Origin of the sequence: Achromobacter xylosoxidans (assembly GCF_014490035.1) — a bacterium.
In the GTDB taxonomy this organism is placed as follows: domain Bacteria; phylum Pseudomonadota; class Gammaproteobacteria; order Burkholderiales; family Burkholderiaceae_B; genus Achromobacter; species Achromobacter bronchisepticus_A.
This window is the reverse complement of the sequence record NZ_CP061008.1, coordinates 380,163-395,761: the sequence shown is the minus strand read 5'-3', so window position 1 is coordinate 395,761 and position 15,599 is coordinate 380,163. Positions and strand designations below refer to the sequence as shown.

Sequence of the window (15,599 nt, the reverse complement as noted above, 5' to 3'; positions counted from 1 at the left end):
ATCCATCCGGGAAGGATGGGTGAGGCGTCGCGGACGCCTAACCCATCACTTTCTTAAAAAGCACCGTGCTTCTTGAATTCCTGGATGGCGGCGGCCAATTCGGCTTCGTCATCCTTGGACAGTTCCTTGGTGTCTTCGATGCGCTGGATCAGGGCCGCATGCTTGGCCTTCAGTTGATCCTTCAGCGACTTCTCGAACGACAGCACTTGGGCCACGTCCACTTCATCCAGGTAGCCGTTGTTGACCGTGTACAGCGTGACGGCCAGTTCCCACACTTGCAGCGGCTGGTATTGCGGCTGCTTGAGCAGTTCCACCACGCGCTTGCCGCGTTCCAGCTGGCGACGGGTCGCGTCGTCCAGGTCGGAAGCGAACTGCGCGAAGGCGGCCAGTTCACGGTACTGCGCCAGGTCGGTACGGATACCGCCGGACAGCTTCTTGACGACCTTGGTCTGAGCAGCGCCACCCACACGCGACACCGAGATACCGGCGTTGATTGCGGGGCGGACACCGGCGTTGAACAGGTCGGTTTCCAGGAAGATCTGGCCGTCGGTGATCGAGATCACGTTGGTCGGAACGAAGGCCGACACGTCGCCTGCCTGGGTTTCGATGATCGGCAGCGCGGTCAGCGAGCCGGTCTTGCCCTTGACGGCGCCGTTGGTGAACTTCTCGACGTACTCTTCGTTCACGCGGGCAGCGCGTTCCAGCAGGCGCGAGTGCAGGTAGAACACGTCGCCCGGGTAGGCTTCGCGGCCCGGCGGACGACGCAGCAGCAGCGACACTTGGCGATAGGCCCAGGCTTGCTTGGTCAGGTCGTCATAAACGATCAGGGCGTCTTCGCCGCGGTCGCGGAAGTATTCGCCCATCGTGCAGCCGGCGTAGGCGGCCAGGTACTGCATGGCGGCCGAGTCGGAGGCCGAAGCGGCCACGACGATGGTGTATTCCATCGCGCCGTGCTCTTCCAGCTTGCGCACCACGTTGTTGATCGTGGAAGCCTTCTGGCCGATAGCGACGTACACGCAGGTGACGCCCTTGCCCTTCTGGCTGATGATCGTGTCGACAGCGACGGCGGTCTTGCCGGTCTGGCGGTCGCCAATGATCAGTTCGCGCTGGCCGCGGCCGATCGGCACCATCGAGTCGATAGCCTTGATGCCGGTTTGCAGCGGCTGCGACACCGAGCGGCGGGCGATAACGCCAGGCGCCACTTTTTCGATGATGTCGGTGGCCTTGGCGTTGACCGGGCCCTTGCCGTCGATCGGCTCGCCCAGCGTGTTGACCACGCGGCCTTTCAGTTCGGGACCGACCGGAACTTCCAGAATGCGGCCGGTCGTCTTGACCTGGTCGCCTTCGGAAACGCCGGTGTAGTCGCCGAGAATAACGGCGCCGACGGAATCACGCTCGAGGTTGAGCGCCAGACCGAAAACGTTGTTGGGGAATTCGAGCATTTCGCCCTGCATCACGTCGGACAAGCCGTGGATGCGGGTAATACCGTCGGTCACGGACACGACGGTGCCCTGAGTACGGACATCAGCCGAAGCGCCCAGGCCCTCGATGCGGCTCTTGAGCAGTTCGCTGATCTCGGAGGGATTGAGTTGCATATTGACTCCTGGAATCCTGTTAGTTGCCTTAAGCGGCGAGCTGATCGCGCATGCGGGCCAATTGGGCTTGTACGGAAGTATCGAGCACCTGGTCACCGACGGCCACGCGCACGCCGCCGATCAGCGACGGATCAACGGTGACGCTGGGCTTGAGCTTGAGGCCGAATTTTTGTTCGAGCGCGCTGACCAGCTCTTTGACCTGGGCATCGCTCATTTCGAACGCGCTGGTAATTTCCGCCTGCGCCGTGCCGTCGTGACGATTCCGGAGCACCGCGAATTGCGCGGCGATGTCGGGCAGCAGCAGCAGCCGGTCGTTTTCGACCAGCAGCTCGATGAAATTGCGGGCGGCTTGAGGCAGTTCGGCCTTTACCAGGCCGGAGAACAGCTCGACGCGCTGCTTGTCGCCCAGACGCGGGTCGGCCATGGCCTCGCGCACGTCGGGGTTGGAGGCGACCTGAGCCAGTTCGCTGACCAGATCGGACCAGGCCGGCAAGCCGGCCTTGTCGTCGCGCGCCGCGCTGAAGAGCGCTTCAGCGTAGGGCCGGGCAACAGTGGAAAGTTCAGCCATGACGGTCCCGGATTAAAGCTGCGCGCGGAGCTGGTTGAGCAGCTCGGCGTGTGCGCGGGCGTCAACCTCGCGCTTGAGGATCTGTTCAGCACCCTTGACGGCCAGCGCAGCGACGTCGTCGCGCAGCAGGTCGCGGGCGCGCTGGACTTCCTGCGCGGCATCCTGGGCAGCCTGCGCCACGATGCGGGCGCGTTCGGCTTCCGCTTCACGGCGGGCCTGCTCGATCAGGGAGGCGGCTTGCTTCTCGGCCTCGATGATGCGGGCGTGGTTTTCGGACTTGGCAGAAGCCTCGATCAGACTGACGCGCGCCTGGGCTTGAGCCAAATCGGCTTTGCCCTTCTCGGCGGCGGCCAGGCCGTCGGCGATTTTCTGGCGGCGCTCGTCCATCGCCTTCGTCAGGGGAGGCCACACGAATTTCATCGTGAACCAGCCAAGAACGAAGAACACGAGCATCTGGAAAATGATCGTCGCGTTCAGATTCACGGTCGTTCCTTTAACACCTTGCGGCTCCGACCGCACCCGGAAAGGGGCGTCACGGAGCACTCGATACTTTGCTGGGCGGCGACGGAGCTTGCACCCGCACCGCCGCCAGCGTCATGACCCGCCTTTTCGCCGGCGGGCGGTGCCTTAGCCGACGAACGGGTTGGCGAAGGCGAACAGCATGGCGATACCCACGCCGATCAGGAATGCCGCGTCGATCAGGCCAGCCAGCAGGAACATCTTCGTTTGCAGAGCGTTCATCAGTTCAGGCTGACGAGCCGAGGCTTCCAGATACTTGCCGCCCATCAGTGCGATGCCGATGCAAGCGCCGATAGCGCCCAGACCGATGATAAGACCGCAAGCGAGGGCAACGAAAGCGACGTTGGTCATGACAACTCCTTGGTTAGAAATCTGAAGTCAAAAATTGAAAAATAAGGGGTACTGCTCAATGCAAGATAATCTTGCTATCCCGTGCTGGCCGGGTGGCCAGCACGGGAAATTCGGGGGATCAGTGGCCTTCGTGAGCCTGGCCGAGATACACCAGCGTCAGCATCATGAAGATGAAGGCCTGCAGCAGAACGATCAGGATGTGGAAGATCGCCCAGATGGAGCCGGCCAGGATGTGGCCGATGCCCAAGCCGATGCTGGCGCCGTTGAAGCCGGTCCAGGCGCCGCCCAGCAGGGCGATCAGCATGAAAATCAGTTCGCCGGCGAACATGTTGCCGAACAACCGCATGCCCAGCGACACGGACTTGGCGGCGTATTCGATCAGGTTCAGCAGCAGGTTGAACGGGGCCAGCACGATGGCGCCGATGCCATGCGCGTGGAACGGCGCGGTGAACAGTTCTTTGACGAAGCCGCCCGGGTGCTTGATCTTGATGCCGTAGTAGAACATCAGCAGCAGCACGCCCAGCGACATGCCCATCGGCACGTTCAGGTCGGCGGTCGGCAGAATGCGGTGGTAGTAGAGCGGATCGCCGTGCTCGGCGCCCAGGCCGGTCAGGCGCCAGATGGAGGGCAGCAGGTCGACGGGCAGCAAGTCCAGCGCGTTCATCAGGATGATCCAGAGGAACACGGTCAGTGCCAGCGGGGCGATGAAAAGACGGCTCTTGGCGTTGTGGACGATGCCCTTGGCCTGATCGTCGACCATGTCGACGATCATTTCCACGAAGGCCTGGAAACGGCCCGGCACGCCACTGGTGGCGCGGCGCGCAGCGCGCCACAGGAAGAAAATGACGATCAGACCCATCAGGCCGGACCAGAACAACGAGTCGTAATTGATGATGTCGAACTGAGCGATAGCGCTCTGTTTCTCACCGGTATTGTTCAGATGCACCAGGTGGTGCTGAATATACGCGGACTGAGGCGACACGTCGCTGGCAGCAGCCATTTGAATCCTACCCTATTTGCTGTGCCCGGCCCTTGCGAACCGGACGATTCCACGATTTCGTTTGCCGCAAACCTGCTCGGCGCTATGACAACTTGCGGAACATCAAGAGCAGGAGATAGCCCTTCAATGTGAGTATCAGACCGAGCAACGCGGCAGGCCATACGAGGCTATCCTGCGCCACACGCGAAAGCAGCCACAACAGCAGCGCCGTTGCGAACAACTTGATCAACTCACCAGAGAGAAAGGTAAAGGGACTGGACTTACCGGCCCGTACGCTGACAGCCAGGCGCAATGCGAACAACGCATTGGGAATGAAATACGCTCCCGCCCCCGCCAGCGCCGACCAACCTGCCGCCGCCCCTCCGACAACCCCCGCAATTACTGCTGCTGCGAGCCCCATGGCACCTTGCGCTGCCAATGCCAACAGGAGCCCGCGACTGGCTTGAGCATTCAGCGCCGCGCGATCCGCGTCACTGAGAACCAGAACTTTATCCGCCATGTCGTGGTCAAACATTGCTTGCTGCTGACCCTGACCGTCAACCGGACCCTGCCGCACTTCATGCTGCATGGAGTTCTGTTGCATCAAACTTCCTCGCTTTGCTTCTTTGCCCCTATCAGAACCGGCGCGTCTCGCTGCCCGTAGCTGCCTCCCATAGCCGGCGCCAAGTCGTTGATTTCAAAAGGCTCATCAACGCCGTGCCCGCTACTTGTCAGCCGCTACGTGTTCTTATCCCGCAAGCGTCAAACCCGCAGAGTATAGCGTGATTCTTTTTACCCTAGCAAATGAACTTTCGGCCGTTTGTAAGGCGCAAACAACGCCTGGATCGGCCGAAATTAGGGACGCGAATCACCCCTCGCAGCATGCTGAGCAAACCCTGCTCAATGAAGCGCGGCCTCCGTCACGGAGGCCGCGCTTTATACCATCAAAACAGGATCAATCCTCCTTGACCGGCGGCGGCGCCCACAGTCCGTCCAGCGCCGTATCCTGCGGCGCGTACAAACGCATGCTGAGCAGGAACGGCGCATCGGCGGCCGGCGTGGCGATCCAGTTCGAACGCTTGCGCTCGCCGGGGTCGCGGCGCTGGATGTAGATGTCCAGCGAACCGTCGGCGTTGTACTTCAGGCCGTCGGTGCTGCGCAGCACATAGCGGTTGGCCGGATTGTCGGCGAAACCGTGCTTGTCGTCGTAGACGTGCAGCGACCAGTAGGCGTTGACCGGCGGCAGCTGGCCCTTGTCGAAGTGCAGCACGTAGTCTTCATTGGAATTCAGCGCGCGGCCTTTGGAGTCGGACACCGTGACCGGGTACAGCACGTCTTCCGGGGTCGGCGCGCCCAGGCCCGCATAGGCGATGGCGGCGCGGCGCGTGTAGTCGGTGCCATAGGTGCCGATGCCGGACAGCACGGTGCTCCAGCCGTTCATGGGCGTACCCAGGCGCGATACGCCGTCGGCGATGCGCCGGCCCGCCAGCGGCTGGGCCTGCGCCAGCGCCTGCTGCACGGCGGGACTCAGGCGACCATACGAGAACGGCTGACGGCTGTCCAAACCGATGCGGCGCATGCGATCCAGAATGGGCGTGTCGTTGGCATGCGGCGGGTTATTGCGCATCACGTCGAAGAACAGCGTGAAGAACGAGGCCGCGTCCATGCCGGCGGCCTGTTCGGCCGGCGTGCCGTCGGGCACGGTCACGGGCATGGGCGGCGGCAGGTCGCTGCCGATCGGCGCCGACCCCACGCCGGCCCCGGTCTGCGGATAGGCGCTGCCGGAACCGCGGCTGGCTGCGGGCCTGGCGGTGACGGGCGCGGCCATCGGGCTGGCGGTCATGCCGGCCTGGATCTGATTGACGGCGGCATAGTCCTGCGGACCGCCCGCCTGGGTCCAGCCGATCAGCCAGCCGGTAGCCGTAGGACTGTGGATCACGTCCATGCCGGGGGGCACGCTGCCCTGCCAGCCAGGGCCGACGATGGCGAAGGACTGGGCGCCGCTACCGTTGGTGCGCGTGCCGCGCGAGGCGAATACGTCGCTCCACATGTCCAGCGCCGACAACACCATATAGCGGTCGCCGGTCGCGGGCAGGTTCACGATCAGCGGGGCGCGCGACACGTCGAACCACAGGCTCGAATAGAGCGCATCGGCGCTGGGCCAGGGCACGTCGCCCGCGCGCGGATCGGGGAAGGCGGCCTTGTGCCCGAACTGGTTCACCGGCGCCTTGCCGTCCAGCGGCGTCTGCACGGCCGTGGCCTTACGCCGGGCCAATTCCATCAGCACCATCGGATAGGCATAGACATAGGCGTCGATGGCGATGTCGCGCAGCTCTTGCTCGCTCATCTGCGCCGCGGGCGCGGAGGCGGCCGGATACGGCGTCTCGGACACCAGGCGCAACGAGGGGCGCGGCGATTGCGCCTGGGCGGCGGTAACGAAGCAGGCGCTGAGCGCGCCAGCAAGGACCGCGGCGGACCAGCGGCGGGTAGCGATGAATGTACGCATGCAAGGCTCCTTATTGATTTTTTCTGCAAGCGAGCCGCCGCGCCGGACTTGCCAGTTCGGGCAAGCCTCTCTGGCGCGGCACCTCGCGGTGACGCTTTTTCAGGATAGGGCCGAACTCTGCAACAAGGTGCTGCCGAACCGTTTCAAGGCGCAACGCCCCTCATGCGCTTGAAGGCATGCAAAAAAAAAGCGCCCTGGGAGGGCGCGCGGGGCGGATCCTGGCGTACCCGGGCTGGCCGCCCGGGCGTAACAAGGATTAACGGTGTTTGAAATCCGGTTTGCGCTTTTCGGTGAACGCGGCCATGCCTTCCTTCTGGTCTTCCGTGGCGAACAGCGAATGGAACACGCGGCGCTCGAACAGCAGGCCTTCGTTGAGCGAGCCTTCGAAGGCGCGGTTGACGCACTCCTTGGCCATCATGACCGACGGCAAGGACATGGAGGCGATGACGGTGGCCGCGTCCATGGCTTCTTCCATGAGCTTGTCGGCCGGCACCACGCGCGACACCAGACCGGCGCGTTCCGCTTCTTCGGCGCCCATCATGCGGGCGGTCAGCGCCAGGTCCATGGCCTTGGCCTTGCCCACCGCGCGCGGCAGGCGCTGGGTGCCGCCGGCGCCCGGGATCACGCCCAGCTTGATTTCGGGCTGGCCGAACTTGGCGGTGTCGGCGGCGATGATGATGTCGCACATCATGGCCAGTTCGCAGCCGCCGCCCAGGGCGTAACCGGCCACGGCGGCGATCACGGGTTTGCGGATGCGCTTGAGCGTTTCCCAGTTGCGCGTGATGTATTCGCTGCCATACACGTCCATGTATGACCAGTCTTTCATGGCGCCGATGTCGGCGCCGGCGGCGAAGGCCTTTTCGCTGCCGGTGATGACCACGGCGCCGATATCGGCGTCCGCTTCGAACGCCAGCAGGGCCGCGCCGAGCTCATCCATCAGTTGATCGTTCAAGGCGTTCAGGGCCTTGGGGCGGTTCAGCGTCAGCAGGCCGACGCGGCCCCGGGTTTCGACCAGCACAAACGACTCGCTCATTGATGTCTCCGAATAAGTATGAAAGTAAGATATGGCCATGGAAAAAGACTACGCTTTGCCGCTACTTTACCGCCTCGCGCCCCATGATCCGGCCGGACACCGCTACCGGATAACCCTAAGCATCGCAGCGCCCTCCCCCGACGGCCAGCGCCTGTCGCTGCCGGCCTGGATTCCGGGCAGCTATCTGATCCGCGATTTCTCGCGCCAGATCGAATCGCTGACGGCCCATTCGGGCGCGCGGCGCGTGCCTGTCGAAAAGATCGACAACCATACCTGGCAGGCTGCGCCCTGCGATGGTCCGCTGCGGGTGGAGTACGAGGTCTATGCCTGGGATCTGTCGGTGCGCGGCGCGCACCTGGACGAGACCCACGGCTTTTTCAACGGCACCAGCGTGTTCCTGCGGGTGCATGGCCAGGACCACCTGCCCTGCCTGGTGGACCTGGCGCCGCCGCGCTCGATTCCGGGCTGGAAGGTCTACACCAGCCTGCCGGAAGCGCGCGGCCACAAGGGCGCCGCGCGCCGCCATGGTTTCGGGCTGTATTTGGCGCCGGACTATGACGCGCTGATCGATCATCCGGTGGAAATGGGCACGCCGCAGGTATCGAGCTTCACGGCGCATGGCGCCGAACATGAACTGGTGTTCACCGGGGTTACGCCCAACCTGGACCTGGCACGGATCACGGAAGACGTGCGCAAGATCTGCGAAACGCAGATTGCGTTCTTCGAGCCGCGCACCAAGCGCGCGCCTTTCCTGGACAGCTCGGACCGCTACGTGTTCATGACCATGGTCACGGGCGACGGCTATGGCGGGCTGGAGCATCGCGCCAGCACGGCGCTGATGACGGCGCGCAAGGATCTGCCGGTGATGGGCCAGCAGGGCCAGGGCGAAGGCTATCGCGGCTTTCTGGGTCTGGTGAGCCATGAGTATTTCCATACCTGGAACGTCAAGCGGATCAAGCCGGACGCCTTTGTTCCCTACGATCTCTCGCAACCCGACCTGACGCGCCTGCTGTGGGTGTTCGAGGGCTTCACGTCCTATTACGACGATCTGCTGCTGTTGCGTTCGGGCGCGATCACGCAACCTGACTATCTGCGGCTGCTGGCCAAGACCATCACCAGCGTGGCGCGTACGCCAGGGCGGTTGAAGCAGTCGGTGGCGGAGAGTTCGTTCGATGCCTGGACGCGTTATTACAAGCAGGATGAAAATTCGCCGAATGCGCTGGTCAGCTATTACACCAAGGGTGCGTTGGTGGCGCTGGGACTGGATCTGCTGATCCGCCGGGAAACGGACGGTGCGCACTCGCTGGACGATGTGATGCGTCTGCTGTGGAGCCGCTATGGGCGTGATTTCTATCAGGGCAAGCCGCAAGGGTTGCCGGAGGATGGGCTGCCGGCGCTGATCCTCGAAGCCACGGGCGTGGATACACGGCGCTTCATCGCGCGCCATGCCTATGGGACGGCGGATGTGCCATTGGCGGAGCTGCTGGAGCCGCAGGGCATCAAGCTGCAATGGAAGACGGCGGCCAACATTCCTTCGCTGGATGTGCGTACGCGCAAGCAGGGGGAATCGCTGGTGCTGGCGACGGTACTGGAGGGCGGCGCGGGGCACAAGGGCGGGTTGTCGGCGGGGGATGTGCTGGTGGCGGTGGACGGCTTGCGGGTGGATGCGCCGGCGGGGCAGGAACTGCTATTGGCGCAGTACCGGGCGGGGGATCGCGTGACCGTGCATGTATTCCGGCGGGATGAGTTGAGAGCGTTCCGGGTGCGGTTGGGTGCGCCGGAGGCTTTGGATTGCGTGTTGACGGGCTGAGTTGTTTTGCTTTGCTTGGTTTTCTTGGGGCCGTCTTTTTGTGAGACGGTCCCTTGTTTTTGGGGCCGGTCTTTGTGTTCTTAAGACGCCTGGCACGGCGGCCCGGCCGGTGGCGCGGGGCAACGATTGCGGTCCGAAGCGTTCGCTCCGGACTGCCCCTGCGTCATCCTCGTCACCGCCTGCGGCGGTTCCTTCGGATTCCCTTGGGCTTATCGACGCCCCGCGCCACCGGCCGGGCCGCCGCGCCAGGCTGTGCTGTTTGAATCTTGGCGAGCGCTGGGGCGGGTGGTGTGCTTGGCGTTTTGGCCACGGCTGGTGGATGGGTGGTGTGTCTTGCGGGGTCCGCCCCAGGGCGGCCGCGCGGGCGGCCTTCTGGGGCTTATGCGGTGTCTTGCGATCGATGATGGCGCTGCGCGCTGGTTGATGCTGCTTCTGAATTTGGCGGGTCTCTCGGCGCGTCGAATGAACGCTTGCGGTTGTCACTCTTCCTTCATTTGCGCCGCCGTCTGCAAGAACGTATCCAGCGCGCGTCTCCTGCCTTGCCGGCGGGTGACGGCATAGACCATGGCGCGGGCGATGTCGGCGGGCAACGTGCAAACGGCAATGCGGTCGGTGGCGTGGCGGCAGGCGGAACGCGGCACCAAGGCCACGCCCAGGCCGGCGGCGACCAGTGCCAATTGGGCGGGGACTTCGGCGACGGTTTGGGCGGCTGACAGCGGCAGGCCGGCGCGGGCGCAGGTTTCGGCCAGGGTGCGGGCGAAGGCGGAGGTGTCCTGGCGCAGCATGACGAAGGCTTCGCCGGCCAGGTCGCCGAGTGCCAGCCGCTTGCGGGCGGACAGCGGGTGGCCCTTGGGGAGCACGGCCACGACGGGATCGGGCCATAGGGGCATGGACTGCAATTCCTCGTCGTCGACGGCGGTGCGCGAGATGCTGACGTCGATGCGGTGGCCGCGCAGCGCGTCCAGCTGCGCGGCGGGGTTCATTTCGTTGAGCAGGACCGAGACCTGGGGATGGGAGGCCTTGTAGCGGGCGATCAGCGCCGGCACGGGGCCCATGAAGTGCGAGCCGGACAGGCCGACCTCGATGCGGCCCGCCAGGCCCTGGTCCACGGCGCGGGCGCGGACGGTGGCGTCCTTCAGGCTGGCGAGGAGCGCGCGCACGTCGTTGAGGAAGGCTTCGCCGGCCTCGGTCAGGGTCACACGGCGGTTGTTGCGATCGAACAGCTTGACCTCGAGTTCGCGCTCCAGCTGGGCGATCTGCAGGCTGAGCGGCGGTTGCGAGATGTGCAGGCGCGCCGCGGCCCGGGTGAAGTTCAGCTCTTCGGCCAGCACGGCGAAATAACGGAGTTGGCGGATTTCCATGGCGGCCAGTTATTTGGGAAAGATATCAAACCAGATAAAAACTATATTGGAAAATATCGTTCCCGGCGACCAGAATAAGTCCTGCCGATAGAGCACACGACAAACATCCGGGGACCTGCCATGAGACCAGCGCTCGCCGCCGCAGGCACCGCCACCGGCTGACATCCGCATTCCGCACTGCCGAGTTCCCGCGCGCCGCAGCGGGCCGGCCCTCTCACGCCTTTCGAGGAGCATCGCCATGACCACATCCCCCCGCGCCCTGCGCATCGGCCAGATCGTCCCCAGTTCCAACACCACCATGGAAACGGAGATCCCGGCCATGCTGCGCCTGCGCGAGACCATCGCGCCGGAGCGCTTCACTTTCCATTCCAGCCGCATGCGCATGAAGCAGGTGACGGCGGCGGAACTGGCGTCGATGGACCGGGAGTCGGACCGTTGCGCGCAGGAGCTGTCCGATGCGCGCGTGGACGTGCTGGGCTATGCCTGCCTGGTGGCGATCATGAGCCAGGGGCTGGGCTATCACCGCGTCTCGCAGGAACGCCTGCACCAGGCCACGGTGGACAACGGCGCGCCGGCGCCGGTGATCTCCAGCGCGGGCGCGCTGGTGGAAGGCCTGCATGCCATCGGCGCGCGCAAGGTCGCGATCCTGACGCCCTACATGAAACCGCTGACCAAGCTGGTGGTGGACTACATCGAGAACGAAGGCATCGAGGTGCAGGACAGCCTGTCGTTGGAGATTCCCGACAATCTGAAGGTTGGCGCGCAGGATCCGATGGCGCCGGCCAGCCATGTGGCTCGCCTGAACACGCGCGGCGTGGACGCGGTGGTGCTGTCCGCCTGCGTACAGATGCCGTCCCTGGCGTCGATCCAGCCGGTGCAGGACCGCCTGGGTCTGCCGGTGGTGACGGCGGCGGCGGCCACCGTCTACCGGATGCTGAAGGTGCTGGACCTGGAAGCGCGCGTGCCCAATGCGGGCGAACTGCTGACGGGCAAGTACTGAGGCTGCGCGGCGCGTCCTACTTGCCCAGCGACAGGATTTCGTTGGCGTTGACGATGGCGCCGGCGATCTCTTCGGTGGTGACGCGCTTGTTCATGGCCTGCTCGCGGATCAGGTCGTAGGCCTGGTCCTCGGTGACGTTGCGCGTGCGCATGAGGATGCTCTTGGCTTCCGCGATGCGGCGCACGCCCAGCAGTTTTCCCTCCAGCTTGCGCAGGCGCCGGGCATGCGACTTGATGTCGTCGTAGACCTGGCGCGCCACCACCAATGACGACAACAGCCCGAACGAGCGCACGGGCGAAGGCAGCACCGCTTTCGCGCCGATGCGCAACACCGCCTCGACGATGGTTGGATTCTCGTAGGTGACGATGGCGATGACCATGGGCGCGTCTTCACTCTTGGCCCACTCGAAACCCAGGTCGATCACGTCCGGACGCACGGCCAGGAACACCGCATCCAGCCCTTCGGGCAAGGTGGGCGCCGGAGGCCAGAAGGTCTGCACCTGGCAGCCGATCCGTTGCAGCTGCTGCGTCAATTGGCGGCCATCGGCATCGTCGGGGTGATAGACGGCGATCCGCAGCGTGCGCAGGTCCTTGAGCAGGGATGGCGTCGCGCGCTCCGCGCGCTGGCGGCTGGCGGTATCGCCCATCAGATATCCAGCGAACTCAGGGTGGCCGTCCAGTCGCCCAGCGAATGGGTGACCAGGTACGGATCGGGATGCACGGACCGCGTGGCCTCGCGCACGATGGTGAATTGGCCCTTGGCGTTGACCCTGCCGACACGCGGATACAGGCAGGTGTGGTGGTTGGTGGGGTCGATGCGCACGCGGCCCTGCGGCGCCTGGAATTCGCTTTGCAGCACGCGCGGAAGGATCTGCGCGATCTCGTCGGTGCCGGTGTCGCGAAAGGCGTTGGCGAAGATGTGCATCTGGAAGTACGCCGCTTCCCAGCAGAGGTTGGGCACGCAGTCATGGCCGAAGCGCCGCCGCAATCGTTCCAGGCAGCGCCGGTTGATATCGGAATCGATGGATTGGAAATACGGCGCCGAAGTGAAGTGGCCGGCCGCCACCTCGGGCTCCATCTGCGAGATCTCCGCTTCGGAGGTTGTCAGGCTGGCGATGGGCATGGTCTTCGGATCGAAGCCCGCATCCGCATAGGCGCGGTACAGGCAGGCCGTGGAATTGCCCACCACGGTGGAGAAGATGAAGTCCGGCCGCTTGTTGCGGATGTCGTCCAGGATCTCCCGGTAGTCGCGCTCCGTCGCGGTCAAGGGCACGTAGCGTTCGCCCAGTTTGGCGCTGTCCTGCCGCTGCAGCACCAGTTCGCCCATGATGCGGTTGGACTCGTAGGGATAGATGTAGTCCGAACCGATCAGGTAGACCCGCGCGCCGAAGTTTGCGGTCATGAATTCCGCCAGCTGCACGCTGTTCTGGTTGGGCGCGGCGCCGGTGTAGATGATGTTGTTCGAAAACTCGAACCCTTCGTACAGCGTCGGATAGAACAGCAGGCGGTTCCATTTCTCGACCACCGGCAGCACCGCCTTGCGGCTGCTGGACATGTAGCAGCCGAATATGACGTTGACGCGGTCTTGCGTGATGAGTCTTTCGGCCAGCACGCTGTAGGTGGCGGGGTCGGACCTCGGGTCGTAGCGCACCGGCACGATCTCGCGGCCATCCACCCCGCCCGCCTCGTTGATTTCGTCGATGGCCAGCAAGGTGCCATGCAGCTGGGACCGGCCTATGGTCGATGTGGCACCTGTTTCGGAAAACAACACGCCTACGCGGATAGGATCTTTGTTTGCCATGATCGGGAGGCCCGCTGGCGCGGACATCCATCCTTTGTCGAGTTCATCAGTTTCAGCACAGCCGCAGCCGCCGTCAACACGTGGATTCCTGGGGTGGTCATGCCGCCGTCCTGGCATAGGCGCGGATCAGCGCCTGCGGCAATGCCGCCGGGCTTGTCACGATCCGGTAACCGCGAAAGCCGAACATCGCGCGCAGCTGCGGTTCGGCCTGCGCGTCCAACGCGACGCAATGCACGCTGACGCCTCGCCCGCGCAGTTCCAGCACCGCCTCGCGGGCATCGTCCACCAGATAGCGCGGGTCGTGCACATCGATATCGGAGGGTTCGCCGTCGGTCACGACGATGATGGCGCGCCGCTCTCCCGGCACCTGCAGCGCCAGCGCGCCGGCATGCCGCAACGCCGCGCCCAGGCGCGTCGAATAACGGGCCTGGGCCCCGCCTATGCGGCCCAACGCGGCCGCGATCGGGGCGCCGGCCTCCAGCAGGCGGTAGTAGTACACCGCCGCCCGCGTGTCCGAGCAAAAGCCGTGCACGGCAATCCGGTCGCCGTCGCCTGAGGTGGCCTGCGCCAGCAGCATTGCCGCGCGCTTCTCCAGGTCCAGCACCGCCGCCCCTGCGTCGGACGCCAGGTCGTTGGCCGACGCCGACAGGTCCAGCAGCACCAGCGTGCTGCTGGCGCAGGGCTGGCTGCCGGGCCGCATGAAGAAGCGGGCGTCGGGGGCCAGGTCCAGCCGCCGGTCGATCAAGACCTCGATCGCGGCGTTCAGGTCGATGTCATCGCCCTCCCATTGGCGCCTCAAACGGCGCGCGCGGCTCAGGCGGCGCGACTGCGGCAGGGCCAGGCGCTGTGCAGGCCCGGCGGGCGCGGGCGGCGGCGTGCCGGTCCAACCCGGCAGCTTCTCGATCACTGTGCACCAGTCCGGCCGGCTGCGGCCCAGCTTGTAGTCCCATTCGGGATATCGGTAGCGTCCCAGCTCCGTTTCGCCGGCGGCTGGCGCCGGCTCGTCCTGGCCTTGCGGCGCGGCGTCGCGCCGCTCGGGCGCCACACCCTGCGATCCCAGGGTCAGCTCAGGCGGCGGCTCTGCCGCGTCGCCGTAGTCCCACAGATAGGCGTTGTCGTCACGATAGGGCACGGGCACGGCGTACTGCTGCGGGTTGAAGCGCACCCGCATCTGGCCCAGGTCGTTGGCCAGCACCGACGCCAGGCGGCGAAAGGCCGCCGTGTCGCGCAGGTCGGCGGCCTGCGCCTCGAACAGCGCCCGCGCCTTGTTCACCCAATGGTTGTCGTCGTGCAGCGACGGATCCATCAATAGCCGGCTCATGCGCTGGATCAGCGCCGCGAATCCCAGGTCCGCCGGATCGGGCGGCGGCGGCACGAAGGGCCGGAACCAGCGGCGCACGCCGGGATAGTCGGCCGCCAGCAGCCGCTCCACCCGCGCATCCTCGATAGCCGACACCACTGCGACGCCCATGGGCTTGAGGCTCAGTACCGGCTGCGCGGCCGGCGAGTAGCGCAGATGGGCCGCTGCATGCGCCACGGCCGCGCGGTACAACGCCCGGCGGTCGGCGCCGTCCAGCACGGTATAGCTATCCGGCACCAGCAAATGCGAAGGCGCGAGGATGGGGCGCGACGGCGGCCCGTCCAGCGTCGGACGCCGCAAGGCCTCGACCGCCATCGCCCTGCCAGCGAGGCCGCACAAGAGCCACGACAGCCCCGCCTGCGCGGCTTCCAGCTCCTGCGCGCCCGCTTCGCTGTTCAAGGCCTCGCGGGCATAGGCATCGCGCAGCTGGAAATACGCGCGCAGCGGACCGGGCTGGCGCTCGTAGCGCCGCAGGCCGGCCAGCATCCAGCGCCCCAGCCCACCGGCCGTCAGCTTCGCCATCAACTGGTCGAAGCGCTCCGCCACCGCGGCGGCGCAATCGGGGTCTTCGCGGTGCAGCGCTTCGATCCAGCGCCGCGCTTGAACCGCCTGGTCCTCGCCGCCGCGCGCGGCCAGCCGGCGCAGCTTGTCGTCCAGCGTGCCGGCCAGGCGTGCGCCAGCGCCGGCCCCTTCACCCGCGGACAGGACGGCTCGCAT

General features: G+C 65.4%; 14 protein-coding genes. 2 read left to right on the top strand and 12 right to left on the bottom strand.

The annotated features are described in order from the left end of the window. Positions 1-53: 53 nt before the first annotated feature. From atpA to IAG39_RS01840, 8 genes are all read right to left on the bottom strand, one after another. A complete protein-coding gene (gene atpA, locus IAG39_RS01875; protein WP_054455187.1) occupies positions 54-1,595 on the bottom strand; it encodes a F0F1 ATP synthase subunit alpha in 1,542 nt (513 codons plus the stop codon). Between the two features lie 28 nt (positions 1,596-1,623). Further along, the gene (locus tag IAG39_RS01870) at positions 1,624-2,163 is read right to left on the bottom strand and encodes a F0F1 ATP synthase subunit delta (protein WP_059377271.1); all 540 of its coding nucleotides are present in this window, start codon (positions 2,161-2,163) and stop codon (positions 1,624-1,626) included. 12 nt (positions 2,164-2,175) lie between these two features. Further along, positions 2,176-2,646 carry a F0F1 ATP synthase subunit B gene (locus IAG39_RS01865; RefSeq protein ID WP_013391129.1) on the bottom strand — a complete coding sequence of 157 codons (471 nt, stop codon included), beginning with the start codon at positions 2,644-2,646 and terminating at the stop codon, positions 2,176-2,178. A 144-nt stretch (positions 2,647-2,790) separates the two neighbouring features. Continuing rightward, the gene (atpE, locus tag IAG39_RS01860; protein ID WP_003815363.1) at positions 2,791-3,033 is read right to left on the bottom strand and encodes a F0F1 ATP synthase subunit C; all 243 of its coding nucleotides are present in this window, start codon (positions 3,031-3,033) and stop codon (positions 2,791-2,793) included. Between the two features lie 118 nt (positions 3,034-3,151). After that, complete coding sequence (atpB, locus tag IAG39_RS01855; RefSeq protein ID WP_054455191.1) at positions 3,152-4,033, bottom strand: F0F1 ATP synthase subunit A; 882 nt, start codon at positions 4,031-4,033, stop codon at positions 3,152-3,154. An 82-nt stretch (positions 4,034-4,115) separates the two neighbouring features. Beyond that, entirely contained in the window at positions 4,116-4,532 is a 417-nt protein-coding gene (locus IAG39_RS01850) for an ATP synthase subunit I (protein WP_347881390.1), read from the bottom strand. A 435-nt stretch (positions 4,533-4,967) separates the two neighbouring features. Next, positions 4,968-6,518, bottom strand: coding sequence for a DUF1254 domain-containing protein (locus IAG39_RS01845; RefSeq protein ID WP_118933383.1), 1,551 nt, complete (start codon positions 6,516-6,518; stop codon positions 4,968-4,970). A 256-nt stretch (positions 6,519-6,774) separates the two neighbouring features. Next, complete coding sequence (locus IAG39_RS01840; RefSeq protein WP_054455195.1) at positions 6,775-7,551, bottom strand: enoyl-CoA hydratase; 777 nt, start codon at positions 7,549-7,551, stop codon at positions 6,775-6,777. A 31-nt stretch (positions 7,552-7,582) separates the two neighbouring features. On the opposite strand from IAG39_RS01840, the gene IAG39_RS01835 reads away from it, so the two are divergent. After that, the gene (locus tag IAG39_RS01835) at positions 7,583-9,361 is read left to right on the top strand and encodes a M61 family metallopeptidase (RefSeq protein WP_410469169.1); all 1,779 of its coding nucleotides are present in this window, start codon (positions 7,583-7,585) and stop codon (positions 9,359-9,361) included. Between the two features lie 479 nt (positions 9,362-9,840). On the opposite strand, the gene IAG39_RS01830 is transcribed toward IAG39_RS01835, so the two are convergent. Then, positions 9,841-10,722 carry a LysR substrate-binding domain-containing protein gene (locus IAG39_RS01830; RefSeq protein ID WP_059377260.1) on the bottom strand — a complete coding sequence of 294 codons (882 nt, stop codon included), beginning with the start codon at positions 10,720-10,722 and terminating at the stop codon, positions 9,841-9,843. 238 nt (positions 10,723-10,960) lie between these two features. Here IAG39_RS01830 and IAG39_RS01825 point away from each other — a divergent pair, with 238 nt between their 5' ends. Next, the gene (locus IAG39_RS01825) at positions 10,961-11,722 is read left to right on the top strand and encodes an aspartate/glutamate racemase family protein (RefSeq protein ID WP_118933384.1); all 762 of its coding nucleotides are present in this window, start codon (positions 10,961-10,963) and stop codon (positions 11,720-11,722) included. A 16-nt stretch (positions 11,723-11,738) separates the two neighbouring features. Here IAG39_RS01825 and IAG39_RS01820 read toward each other — a convergent pair whose 3' ends face one another. The 3 genes from IAG39_RS01820 to IAG39_RS01810 form a co-directional block, all read right to left on the bottom strand. Continuing rightward, positions 11,739-12,368 (bottom strand): ANTAR domain-containing response regulator, encoded by a 630-nt coding sequence (locus IAG39_RS01820; protein WP_054455204.1) that lies wholly within the window; start codon positions 12,366-12,368, stop codon positions 11,739-11,741. Further along, positions 12,368-13,522, bottom strand: coding sequence for a transporter substrate-binding domain-containing protein (locus IAG39_RS01815; RefSeq protein WP_059377640.1), 1,155 nt, complete (start codon positions 13,520-13,522; stop codon positions 12,368-12,370). Before IAG39_RS01815 ends, IAG39_RS01820 begins: the two co-directional genes overlap by 1 nt. Before the next feature lie 97 nt (positions 13,523-13,619). Further along, positions 13,620-15,599 carry a nitric oxide reductase activation protein NorD gene (locus IAG39_RS01810; RefSeq protein ID WP_223283426.1) on the bottom strand — a complete coding sequence of 660 codons (1,980 nt, stop codon included), beginning with the start codon at positions 15,597-15,599 and terminating at the stop codon, positions 13,620-13,622.

Excerpts from the sequence above, each read along its gene's own strand:
- atpA (WP_054455187.1), bottom strand. The coding sequence starts at position 1,595 with ATGCAACTCAATCCCTCCGAGATCAGCGAACTGCTCAAGAGCCGCATC.
- IAG39_RS01870 (WP_059377271.1), bottom strand. The coding sequence starts at position 2,163 with ATGGCTGAACTTTCCACTGTTGCCCGGCCCTACGCTGAAGCGCTCTTC.
- atpE (WP_003815363.1), bottom strand. The coding sequence starts at position 3,033 with ATGACCAACGTCGCTTTCGTTGCCCTCGCTTGCGGTCTTATCATCGGT.
- atpB (WP_054455191.1), bottom strand. The coding sequence starts at position 4,033 with ATGGCTGCTGCCAGCGACGTGTCGCCTCAGTCCGCGTATATTCAGCAC.
- IAG39_RS01850 (WP_347881390.1), bottom strand. The coding sequence starts at position 4,532 with ATGGCGGATAAAGTTCTGGTTCTCAGTGACGCGGATCGCGCGGCGCTG.
- IAG39_RS01845 (WP_118933383.1), bottom strand. The coding sequence starts at position 6,518 with ATGCGTACATTCATCGCTACCCGCCGCTGGTCCGCCGCGGTCCTTGCT.
- IAG39_RS01840 (WP_054455195.1), bottom strand. The coding sequence starts at position 7,551 with ATGAGCGAGTCGTTTGTGCTGGTCGAAACCCGGGGCCGCGTCGGCCTG.
- IAG39_RS01835 (WP_410469169.1), top strand. The coding sequence starts at position 7,583 with ATGGCCATGGAAAAAGACTACGCTTTGCCGCTACTTTACCGCCTCGCG.
- IAG39_RS01830 (WP_059377260.1), bottom strand. The coding sequence starts at position 10,722 with ATGGAAATCCGCCAACTCCGTTATTTCGCCGTGCTGGCCGAAGAGCTG.
- IAG39_RS01825 (WP_118933384.1), top strand. The coding sequence starts at position 10,961 with ATGACCACATCCCCCCGCGCCCTGCGCATCGGCCAGATCGTCCCCAGT.
- IAG39_RS01820 (WP_054455204.1), bottom strand. The coding sequence starts at position 12,368 with ATGGGCGATACCGCCAGCCGCCAGCGCGCGGAGCGCGCGACGCCATCC.
- IAG39_RS01815 (WP_059377640.1), bottom strand. The coding sequence starts at position 13,522 with ATGGCAAACAAAGATCCTATCCGCGTAGGCGTGTTGTTTTCCGAAACA.
- IAG39_RS01810 (WP_223283426.1), bottom strand. The coding sequence starts at position 15,599 with ATGCGAGCCGTCCTGTCCGCGGGTGAAGGGGCCGGCGCTGGCGCACGC.